Here is a 17,316-nt window from a genome sequence, read left to right as displayed (position 1 = left end):
TCGAGGGCATGAGCCCGGTTCAATACCGAGCTCACGCCCTCGCGGCCTAATCTGACTTCACGGTCCAACAAACCGGGACCAGTTCACTGGCACCGTCCCTCCAGGCTGCATCACGTGCCGCGCGCGATGGGCTGCTCGTCGTGGAGCTGGAGTTGCCGTCCGCATCGCTGTGCGACGCGCTCACTGTGGGTGACGATCACGAACTTGGTTCCCGCTTGCTGCAGCCGGTCGAAGAGGGCGAGCACGTCGTCTTCGGTCGTCTCGTCCAGTGCGCCGGTGGGCTCGTCGGCGAGGACGACGGCTGGGCGCTTTGCGATGGCTCGAGCGATCGCGACGCGCTGCGCTTCTCCTCCCGAGAGTCGCCGTTGGCGCTTGACGGCAAGGTGACTGATGCCGACCGCCTCGAGGGCGTCATGTGCTCGGGCGGCCGAGCCGGCACGAGCAGGAACGCCGAGCCGGACGTTGTCGAGCACGCTGCGGTCGCCGAGCAGGTTGTGATCCTGGGTGACGATGCCGATGTGTCGGAGTCGGTGCGCCGCCATCCTGGACGCGGTGCGCTCAAGGATGTGCCCATCATGGACGTAGGTCCCCTCGAAGTCGGTGTCGAGGCCGGCGAGGACCCGGAGCAGCGTGCTCTTGCCCGATCCGCTGCGTCCCGTGATGGCTACGGAGCGATCGTCTTCGCGAAGGTCGAAGTGCAGTCGGTCGAACAGCGTTCTGGTCGATCCGTCGGGCTCGGTGACCGTCTTCGAGACGTCGCGCAGTGTGATCATCGTGGGGCACCTCTTCTGCGTCCGGTGGTCAGTTCGATGCGGACGGCTCGTCGGCCGAGTGCCCCGTCCGCCACGCACCAGAGCAGGAGGGCGGTACCGGCGCCGAATCGAGCCGTCGCACTGTCGTTGGGGAGCACCGCGCTCGTCGCGAGGAACAGCCCGAACGCGGCGATGTACTCGGTGAGGCGGCTTGGGCGGAACAGTCGGCTCGTGTGGTCCGGGCTCTTCCCGAGGAGATGGTGCACGTGCGCGACCGGCGCTCGACGGTGGTGCAGGAGTCGGTTGAGGAACACCGTGATGAGGCCCACGCCCGCGGTGAGGACGACGAGCAGCGCGGTGACGAGCACCAGGTTGTCCTGGATGAGCTGGCGGACGAGGGAGAGCTGCACGAGGTAGGTCGGTACTCCGAGCAACGTGTACGACCTGAAGCCGGTCTCGTCTCCGATCCCGTCGAGTCGTGCGACCACTCCACCGAAATCGAGGCTGCGATCGACGGCGAGGTCGGCGTTCAGTACCTGGAACACCAGGCGTCCGAACAGCTCGGGATCCAACCGGTCGAGTGCTGCTCGGTCGAGTCCGGCGAGTGTCGGCGGGTAGGGCACGATCACGGTGTCATCGAGGTAGTGGTTGGCCTCACCGCGGAAGTACATGGCGCTGTCCGGTTCGAGGAAACCGACGACTTCGAGCTCCTGCGCCTGCAGGATGACCGCTCCGGTGAGGTGTTGCCCGAGCTCGTACACGCCGCGGTACTCGTTGCCGAGCAGCACGGGGATCCGGCCGGAAGCCCAGTCGACGGCGTCCCAATCGATCGGCTTGCCGTCCTGCACGGAGAGCCCCGCGAACTCGAACGCGGTCTCGTTGAGCTGGATGGACTTGATGTCCTGAACACTCCGCCCCGATTCGTCCTGGTACTTCCCGTTGAGCGTGTACTCGGTCCCGTAGCCGACGTCGAAGCGATCGTCGCCGCGGAAGTCCTGGACGGTGACGGGTTGGTCGTACGAGGAGATGAACCTGAATCCGGGCTCGTCATCGATGCGGTCGACGAACGAGGCGACTGCGTCGAGTGCGCGCTCGTCTCGCCGAATCGCTTCGAAAGCCTCCGGGTCGAGATCGTCGATCACCGTGTAGAGGTCGGCATCGGCAACAGTGGACAGGCCCTGGGTCACGGCCTGCGACGTGGACTGGGTGAACGACGCCACGTTGTACCAGCAGAGTGCGAGCAGCACGATCAGGACGATCTTGGCGACGATGATCGTCCAGTTGGACCGAAGGTCGTTCAGCAGTTCCATCGACGGCTTCCCTGCCAGAACGAAGCGACGGACACGGCAAACACGACGCTTCCGACCGCGATGACTGCGGTGGTGACGTCGAGGTCGAGGGTGGTGGTTTGCCTGACGACCGCCGCGCCCGCGAGGGCGGTCGTACAGGCGGCGGTGCCGATCAGAGCGACTCTGGCGGCCGCGCTGCGAAGGGTGTTCAGCGGTCGGAACCCGGTGGTGAAGCGGACGGCGGCGGTGCGGAGTTCCCATCGTCCAGCCTGAAGACCTGCGACCACGGCGATGAGCATGATGACGAGCGCGCCGAGCGCGACCAGGACCGGTGACACGGCGTCGACGTTCGTCCTGCGGTTCGTGCCGTCGTCGATGATCTCAACGACTCGTACACACGGATGCTCGCGAGCGACGTCCGGTACCGGTTCGTCCTCGACGCCAGCACGATCTGACGCCCAGTCGGCCGTTCGCACCCGGGTCGGTGATCTGGACGAGTCCCCAGCGGGGAGTCGTTGCGCCAGGCGTGTTCGCATCCCCGGGCCGTAGTGTGGCGGCACGCGGTCTTCGACTGCTGGAGCAGGGCACGACCGGCCACTTCTGATCACAGCATCTGGAGTGACCCCGTGGGCGCCGACCGCGAACGACGACTGTTGCAGACGATCATCGCGCTGGTCGGCAGCGCCACCAGCTCAGAGGACCTCACCGGGCGCCTGCAGCACCTGGTGGACGAGTCGGCGGCGTTGTTCGACGTCCACGCTGCCGGGCTGATGCTGTTCGGCTCGGATCACCGGTTGCAGATCACCGCCTCGGTGGGGCACCACAGCGGACTGCTCGAGCTCCTGCAGCTCGAAGTCGGCGACGGGCCCTGTCTCGAGGCAGCGCGGACGGGGAGCGTGGTCTCGATCCCCGACGTCCGAGTGGCCGAGCCGCGATGGCCGCACTTCTGCCGGGCCGCGGCTGACGCCGGGTACACAGCCGTCCACTCGATCCCGCTGCGGCTCCGGACCACCGTCATCGGATCGCTCAACCTGTTCGGCGAGTCCGCCGGCGCGTTCGACGAGGACGACCTCATCGCTGCGCGGGCACTGGCCGACATCGCAGCGGTCTCGCTCATGCAGCAGCGCACCATCGACGACGCGGTGACGACGCAGGGGCAACTGCAAGCAGCACTCGACAGCCGTACCGTCATCGAGCAGGCGAAGGGGTGGATCGCGAACCGGAACGGGGTGGACACCGCGACCGCGTTCTCCCTGCTGCGCGACCACGCGCGGCGGAACCAGCTCCCGCTCGCCGAGGTCGCCCTCGCCGTCCTCGCCGGACGGACCACCCTCGGCTAGTCCCCGCCCCCTCGCAACGCTGCGCCGGTACGTGTTCCAGACGGACAGGAGGCCCGATGCCAGCTGACACCGTCCCTCCCGTCACGGCCGTCGCCCCGCTGGCGCGGTGCGCCGCTCAGCCAGACTCAGCCACCCGCCCGGCGTCGCCGCTTTCGCTCGTTTCCGCTTCGGTCACCCGGAGCGCCGTCCTGTGGATCACGACGTGGCTGCGGTCGAAGCGGCCACGGCCACGGACGTTTCCGGCACCGCCCCACCCCAGCCGTTGAATCCGCCGAACACGACCCGCACCGGGACGGCCTGGGCCCGGTCGGTCACGTACCGGTACACGCCGCCGGGGCGTCCGAGCCACAGCACACGCGCCGGCGTCGCGGTCGTCGCCACTGTCCGGAGCTCGACCAAGTACTGCCCGGAGGGAATCTGGAACTGTGCCGTCTGCTCGCTGTCGAGCAGCGTCGAGAACCGGGTCGAGAACGACGCACCGGTCGTCGCGTTCGTCACCGTGACGCGCGCGCCACTGAGCAGCGGCGACGGGGTGCGGGACGCCGTGTCGGCGTAGACGACCAGGTCGTAGTCGCTGTGTGCGTAGTGCCTCGACAACGTCACCTGCGACGCTGGGAGGGTCCCGCGCTGCTGGTACACCCGGGTCTTCCAGACGGCGGGCGACGCCGTGCCGCTGGCGTAGGCCTCGATGCGGTACTTCCCGGTGCTCAACCCGACGAACCGGTACTGGCCCGCGCTGTCCGAGGTCGTCCGGAACACCTGCGAGGTGTCTTCGTTCCAGGCGTACATCAACCGTCCAGCAGCGGGACCCGAGGGGCCGACCACCCCGCCCTCCACGGTGGCGCCGATCACGAGCGGCACGGTGACCGCGACCGTCGTGCCGCCGCGGACCACGATGGCCGAGCGGAGTCCGGGGGCGTAGGTCTGCGTTCCGCGCGGCGGGAGTTGCCGTGTGGTGACCGTCACGGTGTCCGGGGCGGGGATGCCGGTGAACGTCGCGGTGCCGTCGGCATCGGTGGTGGCGGTCCCGACGACGGCGTCGATGCCGATCGCAGCGATTTCGACGTCCGCCAACCTGATCGGGGTGCCGTCCGGCGTCGCGAGCTGCACAGCGATCGTCCCCGACCCGGCCGCGGCCGCTGGCGGCGCCAGGCCGACCATCGCTGCTGCGGCAAGCGCCACGACCAGTGTCGTTCCCGTCATCAGTCGCATCGCGTTCCCCGCCCACCGGTCTTACCTTGCGGGGGACTGTACGCGTCGTGCGAGTGGTGGGGAAGGACGGCGTCCCGGTTGCGCACCAGGAACGTCGGCGTTCAGTACCTCGTTTCCGCGGCTTCTTGCACAGTGCGGTGCGCGCTCCGGAGCGTCGCGTGCACTACTGTCCTCGGCAGAGGGAAAAAATCCCGCGCTGCTCCGGCAGGCGGGACCGCACACGCGTCTCACGGGAGTCGCCACTTCTTCATCGAAGGAGTGTGCCCGTGTCCGACCCCATCGCCCGCCCGCCGTTCGACCCCGAACTCGCGACCTTCCTGACGGCGCTCGAGGCCCGTGGTCCGTTCACCATCACCGCAGAGATGCTGCCCCGTATGCGACAGCTCGACGTGCCCGAGGACGTCCTCGACGAGCGCCTGCGGTCCCGCGGGTACCAGCGGCGGAACGTCACGGTTCCGGGGTACCTCGGTGAGCCCATCGACCTCGCGATCATCGACCGCGTCGAGCGCACCGGTGCGGCCGGTGCGACCGCGGCCGTCTACTCGATTCACGGCGGGGGCATGATGTTCGGCCACCACCTCGGGAACCTCGACTCGTTCGACGACTGGCTGCTCGACCACGACGTGGTCCTCGTCAGCGTCGACTACCGCCTCGCACCCGAGTACCCCGATCCGTACCCGGTGGAGGACTGCTACGCCGGTCTCGTCTGGGTGGCGGCGCACGCCGACGAGCTCGGCATCGACCCGGCGCGGATCGTCATCGCGGGGCAGAGCGCGGGCGGCGGACTCGCGGTGGGGACGGCCCTGCTCGCCCGTGACCGGCAGGGTCCCGACCTGATGGCGCAGATCCTCGTGTCACCCATGCTCGACGACCGTGACGAGACGGTCTCGACCCAGCAGATCGACGGCGTCGGGGTCGCCGACCGCCAGATGAACCGCTTCGCGTGGGACGCGTACCTCGGCCCACGCCGTGCCACCCCTGACGTCTCCGAGTACGCCGCTCCGGCTCGTGCCGCAGACCTGTCGGCGCTGCCGCGCACCTACATCGACTGCGGCAGTGCTGAGGTCTTCCGCGACGAGGACGTCGCCTTCGCGAGCCGCCTCTGGGCAGCGGGGGTCGACGCGGAGCTCCACGTCTGGCCCGGTGCCTTCCACGGGTTCACGAGCATGGTGCCCGACGCCGCGATCTCGAGGACCGCGACCGCGGCCCTGGCGGACTGGACCCGACGGCTGCTCGGCGATCCTTCCCGGGACGACAGAGGCCGACACCTCCGGATGTGCCTCGACCGTGTCAGCGGCTGACGGTGACGCGTTCGACGGAGGTTCCGCCACCACCGTCGGCCTCGATGGACGCGGCATCGCGGAGCGGGAGGCCGTCGTCGGTGATGATCGTCGACAACTCGTCGAGTCCGAGGACCCGGTACCGGCCGAACGTGCCGTACTTCGAGCTCGTCGCGACGAGCACGGTGGAACCGGCCGCGCGCGCCGCCGCCTTCTTCGGCTCGACCTTCGACTCGGACGGGATGGTGATCCCGCGACGGAGGTCCCACGAGCTGGTGCTCAGGAACGCGACGTCGATCGAGAGCTCTGCGAGCACGATCGAGGGGAGCCGTCCGACGGTGGACTGGTTCTGCTTGTCGAGGCGTCCGCCGACGACGATGACCTCGATCGTGGGGTGGTCGAGGTACGACGACGCGATGACGAGGTCGTTCGTCACGACGGTCAGGTCGTGCAGGTGGTCGAGGTAGGGCCGCATCGCCTGGATGGTCGTCCCGGCGTCGAGGTAGACCGTCATGGACTCGTGGACGAGCTGCGCGGCCCTGGCAGCGATCGCGTCCTTCTCGCGGACCTCGGTCGTGGACTTCTCGATCCGTGGCGGCTCGCTCGCGACCCGTGCGACGCTCTTCGCGCCGCCCTGGGTCGCGATCACCCGGCCCTGTTCCTCGAGTTCGGCGATGTCCCGCCGGATGGTCATGTGGCTGACCCCGAGGAGACCGGCGAGCTGGCGGTAGCTCAGGACGGAGTCCTGCCGCAGGTGGCGCACGATCAGGTCGCGCCGCTGCTCGGGGATGAGCGGCGGTTCGGACGTCTGCGGCTCGCTCACACGGTCACTGTAGCGATCGTCGGGTCCACGGCGTGCCGTACCGGTCGGCGAGCTCGATCGCGTCGTCCTCGGACAACAGTCGTCGGTCGTGTCCCGCGGTCAGGACACTGATGCGGCACGCCTCTTCGAGCTCGATGGCGGCTTCGAGGGCGTCGGCCGTGTTCGTCCCGCTGACGACCTGGCCGTGGTTGGCGAGCAGGACGGCCCTGGAGGGTGTCGGCTCGTCGCGGATGAGCGCGCCGATCTCCGGGTGGCCGGGAGCCCGGTAGGGGATGAGTGGCGTCTGCCCCACACGCATGACGAAGTACGGGGTGATCGGTGGGATCGCGCTCGTCGCGGACCACGGCGCGAGGCAGGACGCAGCGACGGAGAACGGCGAGTGCACGTGCACGCATGCGCCGTGCGTCGGGTTCCGGGCGTACATGGCGAGGTGCATGGCGACCTCCTTCGACGGCCGCGGCCCGTGCACGTGGGTGCCGTCGAGGGTGAGCTCGGCGATGCCGTCGGGGCGGAGGTCGCTCAGGTCGGTGCCGGTACCGGTCATCGCGACCCGTCCGTCGCGGAGGACGCTGATGTTGCCGGTGCTGCCGGGGCTCAGGCCGGCCGCCGCGAGGCGCTTGCCGGTGTCGGCCAGGGCAACGGTGACGTCGGCGAGCCAGTGGTCGGTGGTGTTCACGCGAGGGCCTCCCATGCGGTGACGAACATGTCCGGCGACCCGAAGTTCCCGGACTTCAGTGCGATGGCGATGCGGCGTCCCGATGCGGTCACCCCTTCTGCCCAGCACACACCGGGGGCGATCGGTGCACCGATGACGAGCCGCTGGATCCCGAGCCGCGAGACCACCGCGCCGGACGTCTCCCCGCCGGCGACGATGCACTGTGCGAAGCCGTCGGCGATCGCACGGTCGACGATCTCGGAGAGTGTGTGCTCGACCCGGGTCGAGCTGTCGGCGTCCGCGGAGACGTCGGACGGAACGCCGACGCTGTAGACGACGGGTGCGCTGTCCGCGGGTTGCGCTCGGAGCCAGGCCACGGCCTCCTGGACGACCGCTGGTGCATCGACGGCGAGCCGGGCGACGTCGAGCTGGTGCGTGGGGGAGCCGGCCGCGACGGCGGATGCGATCTGCTCGCGGGTGCGCGCAGACGCGCTGCCGCAGACGACGAGGCGGCGGCCGACGGGCGCGGTGAAGGCGGCGGTGGCGTCCGCACTGCCCGGTGCGACGCCGAGGGCGAGCCCGGAGCCGCCGGACCGGAGGACGTCTCCCTCGGTGGCCGCGGCGATCGTGACGAGGTCGTCGTCGTCGACCGCGTCGACGACGACGTACGGATCTGCGGACGCGTCGAGTGCTGTCCGGACTGCCTCCGGCCCGGCCTGCACCGTCGTGAGACGGACCTCGCCGACGGTGTGCCGGGTCTGCGGGCGGAGGATGTCGGCCACGCGTGACTTCGTCATCGGGGTGAGCGGGTGGTGCCGCATCGAGGAGTGCTCGAGCAGGTCGGACCAGACGAAGAGGTGTCCTTGGAAGGTGGTGCGGCCGTTGTCGGGGAACGCGGGGACGACGACGCAGCGTGCAGCACCGGTGCGTTCGACGAGTGCGTCGAGGACCGGTCCGATGTTGCCGCGATCGGTCGAGTCGAACGTGGAACAGTACTTGAGGAAGAACCTCGTGTGGCCGGCTGCCGCGAGACGGTCGTGCGCGGCGAGCGATTGGGCGACGGCGACGTCGATCGGCGCCGTCCGGGTCTTCAGCGCCACGACGGAGACGTCCGTTCCGGGGTCTGCGCGCGCGTCGGGTGCCGTGAGGACCTCGGTCCGGTAGCCCCGGGCGGCGTACGCGGTCGCGATGTCGGTCGCTCCGGTGAAGTCGTCGGCGATGACGCCCATCGTGGCCATGTCGTTCCCTCCTGACGATGCCCGCCGCTCTCCGGCGCGCGTCCTCCAATGAGAATACACGTGAATCCGTGTGAAAGAAGTTGAACAACTGTGACAAGCGGTGTTACGGTGGCGATCGCCCGGTGGTCACCTGACCCGGTCATCGGGCACCTGATCAACGAGGAGACGAGGAACGATGGCGATCCAGCAGCCCAGTGGCACGCAGACCCGAGTCGCGCTGACCGGCGCGCGCGGAGGCTACGGACGGACCCTCCTGGCACAGCTGCGGAACGTGGCCGACATGACGCCGACGGTCCTCGTCGACCCGGACGGGGCAGGGGTCGAGTCGATGCTCGCCGACCTCGGCATCAGCGACGCCACCGTCGTACCGGACCTGGCGGGGATCGACTGGAGCGCGATCGACGTGCTCGTCGAGGCCACCGGCCGGGTCGCCGCCGGCGTCGCGTACGCCGAAGCCGCCATCGCGCACGGCGTGCACGTCGTCATGGTGAGCAAGGAGGTCGAGACCGTCGCCGGCGTCACGCTCGCCGCCACGGCCGCCGCGGCCGGCGTCCGCTACCTGCCCGGCGACGGGGACCAGCCGGCCAACCTCATCCGCCTCGTCACCTGGATCGAACGTGTCGGGCTCGACATCGTCGCGCTCGGCAAGTCGGGGGAGTACGACCTCGTGTTCGACCCGACCGCCGGCACCGTGACCCAGGTCGACGAGACCATCCCCGCGCCGGGCATGGCCGACCTGCTCGCCCTCGGGGACGACCTGCACGCCACACTCGCCGCGCGCGCCGACCTGGTCGCTCCGCTCAAGCGCCGTGCCGCGGCCGACCACTGCGAGATGACCGTCGTCGCCCAGTACACCGGGTACACCGCCGACCGCGAGGACCTGCATTACCCCGTCGTCCGCACCGCCGAGCTCGCCGACGTGTACGCGGCCCGTGCCGACGGCGGGATCATCGACCGTCCGGGCAGTCTCGACGTCTTCTCGATGCTCCGCCTGCCCGACGAGGCGAGCTTCGGCGGAGGTGTCTTCGTCGTCGTCCGCACCGGCGACCCGGAGACCTGGAGACTGCTCGCCGGCAAGGGGCACGTCGTGAGCCGGGACGGCCGCTACGCCTGCGTGTTCTGGCCGTACCACCTGATGGGCGTCGAGACGCCGCTCACCATCGCAGCCGCAGCCTCGGGCACCGCGACCATCCCGGCGCCGCGCCAGAGCTCCGTGCTGGCCGGCCGGACCGCCGAGCCACTGACGGCCGGCGCGGCCTTCCAGGTGGCTGGGCACCACCACGAGGTCGCGGGCATCGACCCCGTCCTGCTGTCCGATGACGACGCGCCCGCGGGGACCGCGCCGTTCTACCTGCTCGGCGGTGCACGGCTCGTCCGCGACGTGCCCGCCGGTCACCTGCTGACGTTCGACGACCTCACCGGGATCGACGAGATCGGGCAGCGCATGTTCGAGGAAGCCCGTGCGGCAGGTTCGCGAGCTGCGCTGTGAGCGCACCGGAACTCCACCTCGTCTTCGCCGCCGTCGCGATCGTCCTGCTCGTCATCGGCATCGCGAAGTTCAAGCTCAACCCGTTCCTCGCGCTCCTCATCGGTGCGCTGCTGCTCGGGTTCGCGAGCGGACTCGGCGTCGAGAACACCGTCGGCAAGTTCGAGCAGGGATTCGGCGACACGCTCTCCGACACCGCTCCGGTGATCGGACTCGGGTCGCTCCTCGGCGCGATCCTCACCAGCACGGGTGGGGCGAACCGGATCGCGGACGCCTTCATCGGCAACCGCAAGGTCGCGCTCATCCCGATCTCGATCGCCGTCGCTGCGCTCGTCATCGGCCTGCCGAACATCTTCGACGTCAGCTTCGTCATGCTCGTGCCGCTTGCCTACGCCCTCGCACGCCGTTCCGGCACACACCTGTTGTTCGTCGGGATGCCCCTCGCCGCCGGCCTGTACACCGCACACGGCCTGCTCCCACCGCACCCCTCACCCACCGCCGCGGTCGCCGCCTACGACGCGAGCTTCGGACTGACCCTGGCACTCGGCTTGGTCGTCGCGATCCCGACGGTCATCCTCTGCGGGCCAGTGCTCACCCGGGTCGCCTCGCGCTGGTTCGGACCGGCACCCGACCTCGATGCCGGTCCCGCTGCCGGGTCCCGTGAGCTGACGGAACTGCGCCCGCCGCTGTGGCTCGCCCTCGGCGTCGTGCTTCTCCCGCCGCTGCTGCTCGTGATCGGCGCGTTCGGCGTCGACGCCACGGCCGACGGCACCGTCTTGCACACCGTGTTGACGTTCTGCGACGACCCGGTCGTCGCGCTGCTCCTGGCCGTGGTCGTCGCGATGATCGGCCTCGGCCGGACTTCCGGATCGTCGATCGCGACGATGGGGAGCGTCGCCGGTTCGGGACTCAAGACAGTCGGACCGGTGCTGCTCATCATCGGAGCCGGCGGTGGACTCGCAGCGATGCTCGCCGAGACGGGCGTGAGCAAGGTCATCGTCGAGTACGCGCAGGGATGGCACGTGCCGGCACTCATCCTGGCCTGGGTGATCGCTGCCCTGCTGCGCATCGCGCTCGGGTCGGCGACCGTGGCCACCGTGACGGCAGCCGGGATCATCGCTCCGCTCGCTGCGGCCGACCCGTCGATCTCGCCTGAGCTGCTCGTGCTCGCCACGGCGTCGGGCTCGGTGATGCTCTCGCACGTCAACGACTCCGGGTTCTGGCTGTTCAAGGAGTACTTCCAGCTGTCCGTCAAGCAGACGTTCCGCACGTGGACGCTCATGCTCTCCCTCCAGTCGGTGATCGGCGTGGTCGGCGTGCTGCTGCTCTCCCTCGTCGTCTGACCCGACGCAGCCTGCGCTGCACCCGACGCGGCGCTCGCCGCCCCCGACGCGGCGCTCGCCGCACCCACCCCGTGCAAAGGAGCATCATGACCGCGTCCACCCGCCTCGAGCCGGACAGCGACCCCAGTGTCGCCCGCCCGACCAGGATCCGCTGGGCGATCGTCATCCTGCTGTTCGTCTTCTACACGATCAACAGCGTCGACCGCAGCGCGCTCAGCGTGGCCCTGCCCTTCATCGGGGACGACTTCCACATCTCCGGCACCGTGCAGGGGATCATCCTCAGCGCGTTCTTCTGGTCGTACTGCCTGCTCCAGATCCCCGGCGGTCTGACGGTCGACAAGTTCGGGCCGCGCACCGTCATCGGCATCGCGTCCGTCATCTGGGGCTCGTTCATGGCCCTCGCCGGATTTGCCGCGAACGCCGTGATGCTCGTGCTCTCCCGCATCGGCCTCGGCGCGTTCGAGGCGCCGTTCATGCCGGCGGCGTCGTCGCTCGTGTCGAAGTGGATGCCGCCGCGCAAGCGAGCAAGCGGCGTCACGTTGATCGATTCCGGTGCTCCGCTCGGCGCCGCGGTCGGCGGGTTGGTCGTGGCATGGCTGATCGGTACGACCGGTTCGTGGCGCGTCTCGTTCGTCATCATCGGCGTGTGCACGGTGCTGTTCGGCCTCGGCGCGTGGTTGTACCTGCGGAACCGCCCCTCCGAGCACCGATCGGTGAACGCCGCCGAGGTCGCCCTCATCGAACAGGCCGAGGACGAGCAGTCCGACCGCCCCGGGGTCAGCCGCGCGAACGTCATCGCGATGGTGGTCGGACGTCTGGCGTGGGCGATGGTGTTCTGGGGCCTGGTCACGTGGGGGCCGAGCTACCTCTCCGCCGCCCGTGGACTCGACCTCTCCGCGCTCGGGTTCGCGACGTTCCTGATCTTCTCCTGCGGCGCGGTGGGCGAGATCCTGAGCGGCTTCCTCGCTGACCGTCTGCAGCGCCGGTTCCGCCGGAACGTGGCGTTCAAGATGCTGTTCGGCGGCTCGGGCGCACTCAGCCTGGTGGCGCTCGTCGCCCTGCCGTTCGTCACCGACACCGCCGTCGCCGTCGCGTTGCTGTGCATCGGCGTGTTCTTCAACCTGTTCGGCGGGCTCTACTGGACCATCCCGTCGATGCTCGCGAAGCCGAGCAACGTCGGCATCGTCGGCGGCGTGATGAACTTCGCCGGTACCGCCGCCGGCATCATCGTCCCGATCGCGGCCGGGGTGCTCCTCGACCTCACCGGCGGGTACACGGCAGTCCTCGTGTTCCTCGCGATGGCGGCAGCCGTCTACCTGGTCGGTTCGCTCTCGATCAACTTCACCGGCACCACGCGGACGGAGCCCGCTCGTGCCTGAGGCCGGGTACCGCGGCCCGGTCATCGACGCGCACCACCACCTGTGGCAGCTCGCCGACGACCGGTACCCGTGGCTGCGGCCCGGCGTCCTCGTCCCGCACCGCTACGGCGACTACTCGGCGATCAAGCACGACTACACCGCCGCCGACCTGCTCCGCGACACCGCTGGTCAGGGGGTCGTCGCGACCGTCTCGATGGAGGCCGAGTGGGACCCGGCCGAACCCGTCGGCGAGACCCGGTCCCTGGAACGGGTCGCCGCGACCACCGGCGTGCCCGGCGCGATGGCCGCGCAGGCGCGGCTGGACGCCGACGACGTCGCCGAGGTGCTCGCCGCACAGGCGTCGCACCCGTCCGTCCGCAGCATCCGGCACAAGCCAGGAGGCCCGGCTCGGCTCGAGCAGGTCGGGTCCGGTCGGACGCGCATGAGCGACCAGACCTGGCGCGCCGGCTACGCGCTGCTCGCCGACCACGGACTCCACTTCGAACTGCAGACTCCGTGGTGGAACCTCCACGAAGCGGCCGAGCTCGCCGTCGACCACCCCGAGACGCTGATCGTCGTGAACCACGCCGGCGTGCTCCTCGACCACGGCGCACGGACCATGCGTGGGTGGCGTGCAGCGCTCGCCGAGCTCGCGGACCTGCCGAACGTCGTCGTGAAGGCATCCGGACTGTGCACCGAGGCCGACGGCTGGGACCAGTTCGTCAACCGCGAAGTCGTCCTGACACTCGTCGGCCTCTACGGCGCCGAGCGGGTGATGTTCGGCAGCAACTTCCCCGTGGACGGCATGTTCACCACCTACGCGGCGATGCTCGACGGTTTCCGGGACATCCTCGCCGACCTCCCGGCGGCCGGGCAGCGCGCCGTGTTCCACGACACCGCTGCCCGTGTCTACCGACCTACCCGCATCCACCAGCCCGCCAGCGCTTCGTAGGGAGCACCGACCATGACCATCGCCAACGGCCACCGTCCGAGGATCCTCGACGCCCACCACCACTTCTGGGACCTGCAGAGCGAGGGGCACTGGCCCTGGATCCAGACGGATGTCAACGCCGACTTCTTCCTCGGCGACTACGCCGCGATGCGCCACACCTTCATGCCCGATGACTACCTCCACGCGACCGCGGGATGGGACGTCATCGGCACGGTGCACTGCGAGGCCGAACGCTCCCGCACCGAGCAGGTCGAGGAATCGGCATGGCTCACCGCGCTCCACGAAACGGACCCGCGGTTCCCGATGGCGGCCGTCGGACACGTGTTCTTCACCCAGCCAGACCTCGACGACGTGCTCGCGGGGCACGCGGAACACCCCCTGGTCCGCGGCGTCCGGTCGAAGCCCGTGACCTCCGCGCACCCGGGTTCGACCGTGCGCGGGGTCCCCGGGTCCATGCAGGACCCAGCCTGGATCGCCGGTCTGCACCGACTGGCGGCGTACGACTTCAGCTGGGACCTCCGCGTGCCGTACCACCACCTCGCGGAAGCGGCCGACGTCGTCCAGGACATCCCGGACACCACCGTCGTGATCAACCACTGCGGCCTGCCCCTGGACCGCAGCGACGACGGACTCGCGATCTGGCGCCACGGCATGGAACGACTCGCCGCCCTGCCGAACACGGTCGTCAAGGTCTCCGAGCTCGGCCTGCCCGGGAACCGCTGGGACCGTCCGAGCAACGAAGCGGTGGTCCGCGAGACCCTCGCGGTCTTCGGTCACGACCGGTCGATGTTCGCCTCGAACCTGCCCGTCGCGACGCTCACGGCGCCCGACTTCGACGAGGTGATGGACACGATCCTCACCGGGGCCGCCGGGTCCACCCCGGACCAGCTCGACGCCCTCTTCCACGGCACCGCCGCTCGCGTCTACCGCATCCCGCTCGCCGACACCGTCGGCTGATCCGACACCGAACGAAGGAACCCGATGACCACCGTCAACGACGACGCACTCTTCCGGAAGGTGTCGACCCGCGTGCTCCCGCTCGCGATGATCGGCTTCTTCCTGTCCTACCTCGACCGCGTGAACATCGGATTCGCGCAGGAACAACTGAGCACCGACCTCGGCTTCTCCTACGCCGTCTACGGACTCGGCGCCGGCCTGTTCTTCGTCGGGTACTTCATCTTCGAGATCCCGTCCAACCTGATCCTCGCCAAGGTCGGTGCGCGGAAGTGGATCGCCCGGATCATGATCACGTGGGGCCTCATCTCCGGGTGCATGTTCCTCGTCGACTCCGAGACCACGTTCTACGTGCTGCGGTTCCTGCTCGGTGTCGCCGAGGCCGGCTTCATCCCCGGCGTGCTCTTCTACATGTCCCAGTGGTTCCCCGCCAGCCGTCGCGGCCGAGCATGGGGCATCTTCTACATCGCCCTCGCCGCCTCGGGGGTCGTCGGCGGGCCGGTGTCCGGCTTCATCCTCGACGGCATGCGCGACGTCGCGGGTCTCGACGGATGGCAGTGGCTCTTCATCATCGAGGCGATCCCGACGATCGTGTTGGGCTTCGTCGTCCTCCGGTACCTGCAGGAGGACCACCGCACCGTGCGCTGGTTGACCGAACCCGAACGCAGCCGGCTGGGCGCGCTCCTCGACGCCGAAGCCCCACCCGCCGGACACACGAAGCTCCGGGAGGTCTTCCGGAGCCCGATGATCTGGATGCTCACCGGCATCTACTTCTCGTACAACTTCGCGCTCTACGGCATCAGCTTCTGGCTGCCGAACCTCATCCGTGACCTCGGGATCGACGGCGACGTCACGGTCGGTCTCGTGTCGGCACTCCCGAGCCTCGCCGCGATCGTGTCCATGGTGATCTTCGGCCGCAGCTCCGACCGACACGGCGAACGGAAGAAGCACATCGCAGCGGCCTTCGCGCTCAGCGCCGTCGGGTTCGTCATCTGCATCCTCGCCGGCGACCAGGCGGTGCTCGGGATCATCGGACTGATGCTCGCCAACGCCGGCGCCCTCTCGATCCCAGCCGTCTTCTGGAGCTTCCAGACGTCGATGCTCAGTGGCACCGCGCTCGCCGGTGGCATCGCGCTCATCAACTCCACGGGGAACCTGGCGGGGTTCGCGGCGCCGTACGCCATCGGCGCGGCGAAGGACGCCACGGACTCGGCGACGATCGCGCTGTGGATCACCGCGGGGTTCATGGTGCTCGGCGGTGTCCTGACGTTGACGGTGCGGACCGCGCGTGCACATGCCGCAGTGCCTGGCCGGGTCGAGACCCCCGACCTCACCTCGTAGCGAGCTGCGTCACGGCGCGAGGAGCCACTGGCTCAGCGGGTGGACCAGGTACCGCAGCGAGGCCGCCTCCCACGCGGCACCGATCACGAGGAGGGCGAGGGCGGGGACGGCGAGGGTGCCGAGCTGCTGGAGTCCACGTCGGTACCCGTCCCGATGACGCTCCACCCCGGCGGCCCCGGGGCGGAGCCAGTACTTGCCCACCATCAACGAGCCCAGCAGCAGGAGGACGTAGGCCTGCAGCTCGATGAGGAGCGTGACGGAGTGCGGGATCAACGCCACCCAGCCTTCTCCGGTCGACGGCACGAGGGTGATCCCGGTCTGCACCGCCCAAGCGCCGAAGATCGCGAGCCCAGCGAACGGGACGACCAGTGACGGCAGGACGAGCGTGAGCAGGCTCAGCCGGAGGACGTTGACGGCGAGGATCGTCAGTGCGAAGAGCGCCGGCGAGCTCACGAGTCGGGTGACGAGTCCGGCGGTGCCGTCGGCTTCCATCGCGGACATCCGGGCGTCGGTGAGTCCGGGGAACACGAGGCCGATCGCGAAGCCCAGCACGACCAGCCCGTACGCCGAGAGGTTCAGGACGAGGTACGCGCGGGACTCCCGTCGGACGATCTGGCCCAAGCCTCGCACCACGCTGCGGCCGACCGGCGGCGTCACGAGGCTGCTCCGCCGTCGAGCAGCCAGTGGTAGCGCAGCCGCGTCGCTCGCTCGACCGCTCCCAGGGCTGCCGCGAAGCCGAGCGCGACGTTGGCCCACGGGGTCAGGTGCACAGGCGACTCGAACGTGCCGACCGTGTCTGCGATCGGCGGGATCTCCGAGATCGGCTCGAGCACCTGCAGGACGTTGAGACCGACACCGACGAGCAGCACGACGACCGACACGGCTCCGACGATCCTGCTCGCAGCAGGGTGGCGCTGCGCGAACCGCAGGCGGCGCCCTTCGGCCGAGCGAGGGTCGGGAACGAGCTGCCGCTGGGTGCCGTCCTCGGCGACGAAGTGGCAGCGGCGCAGGCCCGACTCGCTGACACGGACCTCGATGTGCCCGCCGGTGACCGGGAATCGTGCAGGGACCCGCGAGACGAGGGTCAAGGTGCCGTCGACGTAGAGGCGAGCACGTACGACCCCGTCGGTCGCGTCCCCGCCGTGGCGGACGTCGATCGTGTGGTGGACCGGGACGCCGTTGCGCGTCAGGGTGATCGACATCAGTGAGCGCCGCGTCGTCTGCCACCAGCGGAAGGGCTTCAGGCTCGTTCCGTCACCGGGTTTCGCTCGGCTGGCCCACCGTTGTGCTCGC

The 17,316-nt window shown here is 69.5% G+C and carries 17 protein-coding genes; 8 read left to right on the top strand and 9 right to left on the bottom strand.

The features are described 5' to 3' along the window. Positions 1–110: 110 nt before the first annotated feature. From EDF47_RS19005 to EDF47_RS18995, 3 genes are read right to left on the bottom strand one after another with little or no spacing between them, the layout of a single operon-like run. A complete protein-coding gene (locus EDF47_RS19005; protein ID WP_133939170.1) occupies positions 111–773 on the bottom strand; it encodes an ATP-binding cassette domain-containing protein in 663 nt (220 codons plus the stop codon). Next, the gene (locus EDF47_RS19000; RefSeq protein ID WP_133939168.1) at positions 770–2,062 is read right to left on the bottom strand and encodes a hypothetical protein; all 1,293 of its coding nucleotides are present in this window, start codon (positions 2,060–2,062) and stop codon (positions 770–772) included. The genes EDF47_RS19005 and EDF47_RS19000 overlap by 4 nt, the downstream gene beginning before the upstream one ends. Continuing rightward, positions 2,050–2,379, bottom strand: coding sequence for a hypothetical protein (locus EDF47_RS18995; protein WP_133985724.1), 330 nt, complete (start codon positions 2,377–2,379; stop codon positions 2,050–2,052). The genes EDF47_RS19000 and EDF47_RS18995 overlap by 13 nt, the downstream gene beginning before the upstream one ends. Before the next feature lie 288 nt (positions 2,380–2,667). Here EDF47_RS18995 and EDF47_RS18990 point away from each other — a divergent pair, with 288 nt between their 5' ends. Next, positions 2,668–3,381 carry a GAF and ANTAR domain-containing protein gene (locus EDF47_RS18990; RefSeq protein WP_131973727.1) on the top strand — a complete coding sequence of 238 codons (714 nt, stop codon included), beginning with the start codon at positions 2,668–2,670 and terminating at the stop codon, positions 3,379–3,381. Between the two features lie 195 nt (positions 3,382–3,576). On the opposite strand, the gene EDF47_RS18985 is transcribed toward EDF47_RS18990, so the two are convergent. Then, positions 3,577–4,584: a carboxypeptidase-like regulatory domain-containing protein gene (locus EDF47_RS18985; RefSeq protein ID WP_132100919.1), complete on the bottom strand. Its 1,008-nt coding sequence runs from the start codon at positions 4,582–4,584 to the stop codon at positions 3,577–3,579. 275 nt (positions 4,585–4,859) lie between these two features. Here EDF47_RS18985 and EDF47_RS18980 point away from each other — a divergent pair, with 275 nt between their 5' ends. Continuing rightward, a complete protein-coding gene (locus tag EDF47_RS18980) occupies positions 4,860–5,894 on the top strand; it encodes an alpha/beta hydrolase (RefSeq protein ID WP_132100918.1) in 1,035 nt (344 codons plus the stop codon). Here EDF47_RS18980 and EDF47_RS18975 read toward each other — a convergent pair. Genes EDF47_RS18975 through otnK form a run of 3 tightly spaced genes read right to left on the bottom strand, consistent with a single transcriptional unit; the run spans position 5,884 to position 8,589 of the window. Continuing rightward, positions 5,884–6,696 carry a DeoR/GlpR family DNA-binding transcription regulator gene (locus EDF47_RS18975; RefSeq protein ID WP_132100917.1) on the bottom strand — a complete coding sequence of 271 codons (813 nt, stop codon included), beginning with the start codon at positions 6,694–6,696 and terminating at the stop codon, positions 5,884–5,886. The two genes, EDF47_RS18980 and EDF47_RS18975, sit on opposite strands and share 11 nt — an antisense overlap. Before the next feature lie 4 nt (positions 6,697–6,700). After that, positions 6,701–7,372: a class II aldolase/adducin family protein gene (locus EDF47_RS18970; protein WP_243834103.1), complete on the bottom strand. Its 672-nt coding sequence runs from the start codon at positions 7,370–7,372 to the stop codon at positions 6,701–6,703. After that, positions 7,369–8,589, bottom strand: coding sequence for a 3-oxo-tetronate kinase (otnK, locus tag EDF47_RS18965; RefSeq protein ID WP_133939162.1), 1,221 nt, complete (start codon positions 8,587–8,589; stop codon positions 7,369–7,371). The genes EDF47_RS18970 and otnK overlap by 4 nt, the downstream gene beginning before the upstream one ends. A 175-nt stretch (positions 8,590–8,764) precedes the next feature. Between otnK and EDF47_RS18960 the strand changes: the two genes are divergently transcribed. The 6 genes from EDF47_RS18960 to EDF47_RS18935 all read left to right on the top strand — a co-directional run bounded on the left by EDF47_RS18960 (position 8,765) and on the right by EDF47_RS18935 (position 16,023). After that, positions 8,765–10,078 (top strand): homoserine dehydrogenase, encoded by a 1,314-nt coding sequence (locus EDF47_RS18960; protein WP_133939160.1) that lies wholly within the window; start codon positions 8,765–8,767, stop codon positions 10,076–10,078. Next, a complete protein-coding gene (locus EDF47_RS18955) occupies positions 10,075–11,418 on the top strand; it encodes a gluconate:H+ symporter (RefSeq protein WP_133939158.1) in 1,344 nt (447 codons plus the stop codon). Before EDF47_RS18960 ends, EDF47_RS18955 begins: the two co-directional genes overlap by 4 nt. Before the next feature lie 86 nt (positions 11,419–11,504). Then, positions 11,505–12,797 (top strand): MFS transporter, encoded by a 1,293-nt coding sequence (locus EDF47_RS18950; protein WP_133939156.1) that lies wholly within the window; start codon positions 11,505–11,507, stop codon positions 12,795–12,797. Then, complete coding sequence (locus tag EDF47_RS18945; protein WP_133939154.1) at positions 12,790–13,728, top strand: amidohydrolase family protein; 939 nt, start codon at positions 12,790–12,792, stop codon at positions 13,726–13,728. The genes EDF47_RS18950 and EDF47_RS18945 overlap by 8 nt, the downstream gene beginning before the upstream one ends. A 12-nt stretch (positions 13,729–13,740) precedes the next feature. Further along, positions 13,741–14,685, top strand: a complete 945-nt coding sequence (locus EDF47_RS18940) for an amidohydrolase family protein (RefSeq protein ID WP_132100910.1) — start codon at positions 13,741–13,743, stop codon at positions 14,683–14,685. Positions 14,686–14,709: 24 nt separating this feature from the next. Then, positions 14,710–16,023 carry an MFS transporter gene (locus tag EDF47_RS18935; RefSeq protein WP_132100909.1) on the top strand — a complete coding sequence of 438 codons (1,314 nt, stop codon included), beginning with the start codon at positions 14,710–14,712 and terminating at the stop codon, positions 16,021–16,023. Between the two features lie 9 nt (positions 16,024–16,032). On the opposite strand, the gene EDF47_RS18930 is transcribed toward EDF47_RS18935, so the two are convergent. After that, positions 16,033–16,644: a stage II sporulation protein M gene (locus EDF47_RS18930; RefSeq protein ID WP_208321013.1), complete on the bottom strand. Its 612-nt coding sequence runs from the start codon at positions 16,642–16,644 to the stop codon at positions 16,033–16,035. A gap of 32 nt (positions 16,645–16,676) precedes the next feature. Further along, on the bottom strand, positions 16,677–17,225 hold the full coding sequence (locus EDF47_RS18925; protein ID WP_235035867.1) for a hypothetical protein: 549 nt from the start codon (positions 17,223–17,225) through the stop codon (positions 16,677–16,679). Positions 17,226–17,316 lie beyond the last annotated feature (91 nt).

Origin of the sequence: Curtobacterium sp. PhB190 (assembly GCF_004365385.1) — a bacterium.
GTDB lineage: Bacteria > Actinomycetota > Actinomycetes > Actinomycetales > Microbacteriaceae > Curtobacterium.
The sequence above is the reverse complement of the archived record's forward strand: the minus strand, read 5'-3'. Positions and strand labels throughout refer to the sequence as shown.

Bases quoted from the DNA above. Each gene is read 5' to 3' on its own strand.
- EDF47_RS18960 (WP_133939160.1), top strand. From the start codon at position 8,765: ATGGCGATCCAGCAGCCCAGTGGCACGCAGACCCGAGTCGCGCTGACC.
- EDF47_RS18935 (WP_132100909.1), top strand. From the start codon at position 14,710: ATGACCACCGTCAACGACGACGCACTCTTCCGGAAGGTGTCGACCCGC.
- EDF47_RS18950 (WP_133939156.1), top strand. From the start codon at position 11,505: ATGACCGCGTCCACCCGCCTCGAGCCGGACAGCGACCCCAGTGTCGCC.
- EDF47_RS18985 (WP_132100919.1), bottom strand. From the start codon at position 4,584: ATGACGGGAACGACACTGGTCGTGGCGCTTGCCGCAGCAGCGATGGTC.
- EDF47_RS19000 (WP_133939168.1), bottom strand. From the start codon at position 2,062: ATGGAACTGCTGAACGACCTTCGGTCCAACTGGACGATCATCGTCGCC.
- EDF47_RS18925 (WP_235035867.1), bottom strand. From the start codon at position 17,225: ATGTCGATCACCCTGACGCGCAACGGCGTCCCGGTCCACCACACGATC.
- EDF47_RS18940 (WP_132100910.1), top strand. From the start codon at position 13,741: ATGACCATCGCCAACGGCCACCGTCCGAGGATCCTCGACGCCCACCAC.
- EDF47_RS19005 (WP_133939170.1), bottom strand. From the start codon at position 773: ATGATCACACTGCGCGACGTCTCGAAGACGGTCACCGAGCCCGACGGA.
- otnK (WP_133939162.1), bottom strand. From the start codon at position 8,589: ATGGCCACGATGGGCGTCATCGCCGACGACTTCACCGGAGCGACCGAC.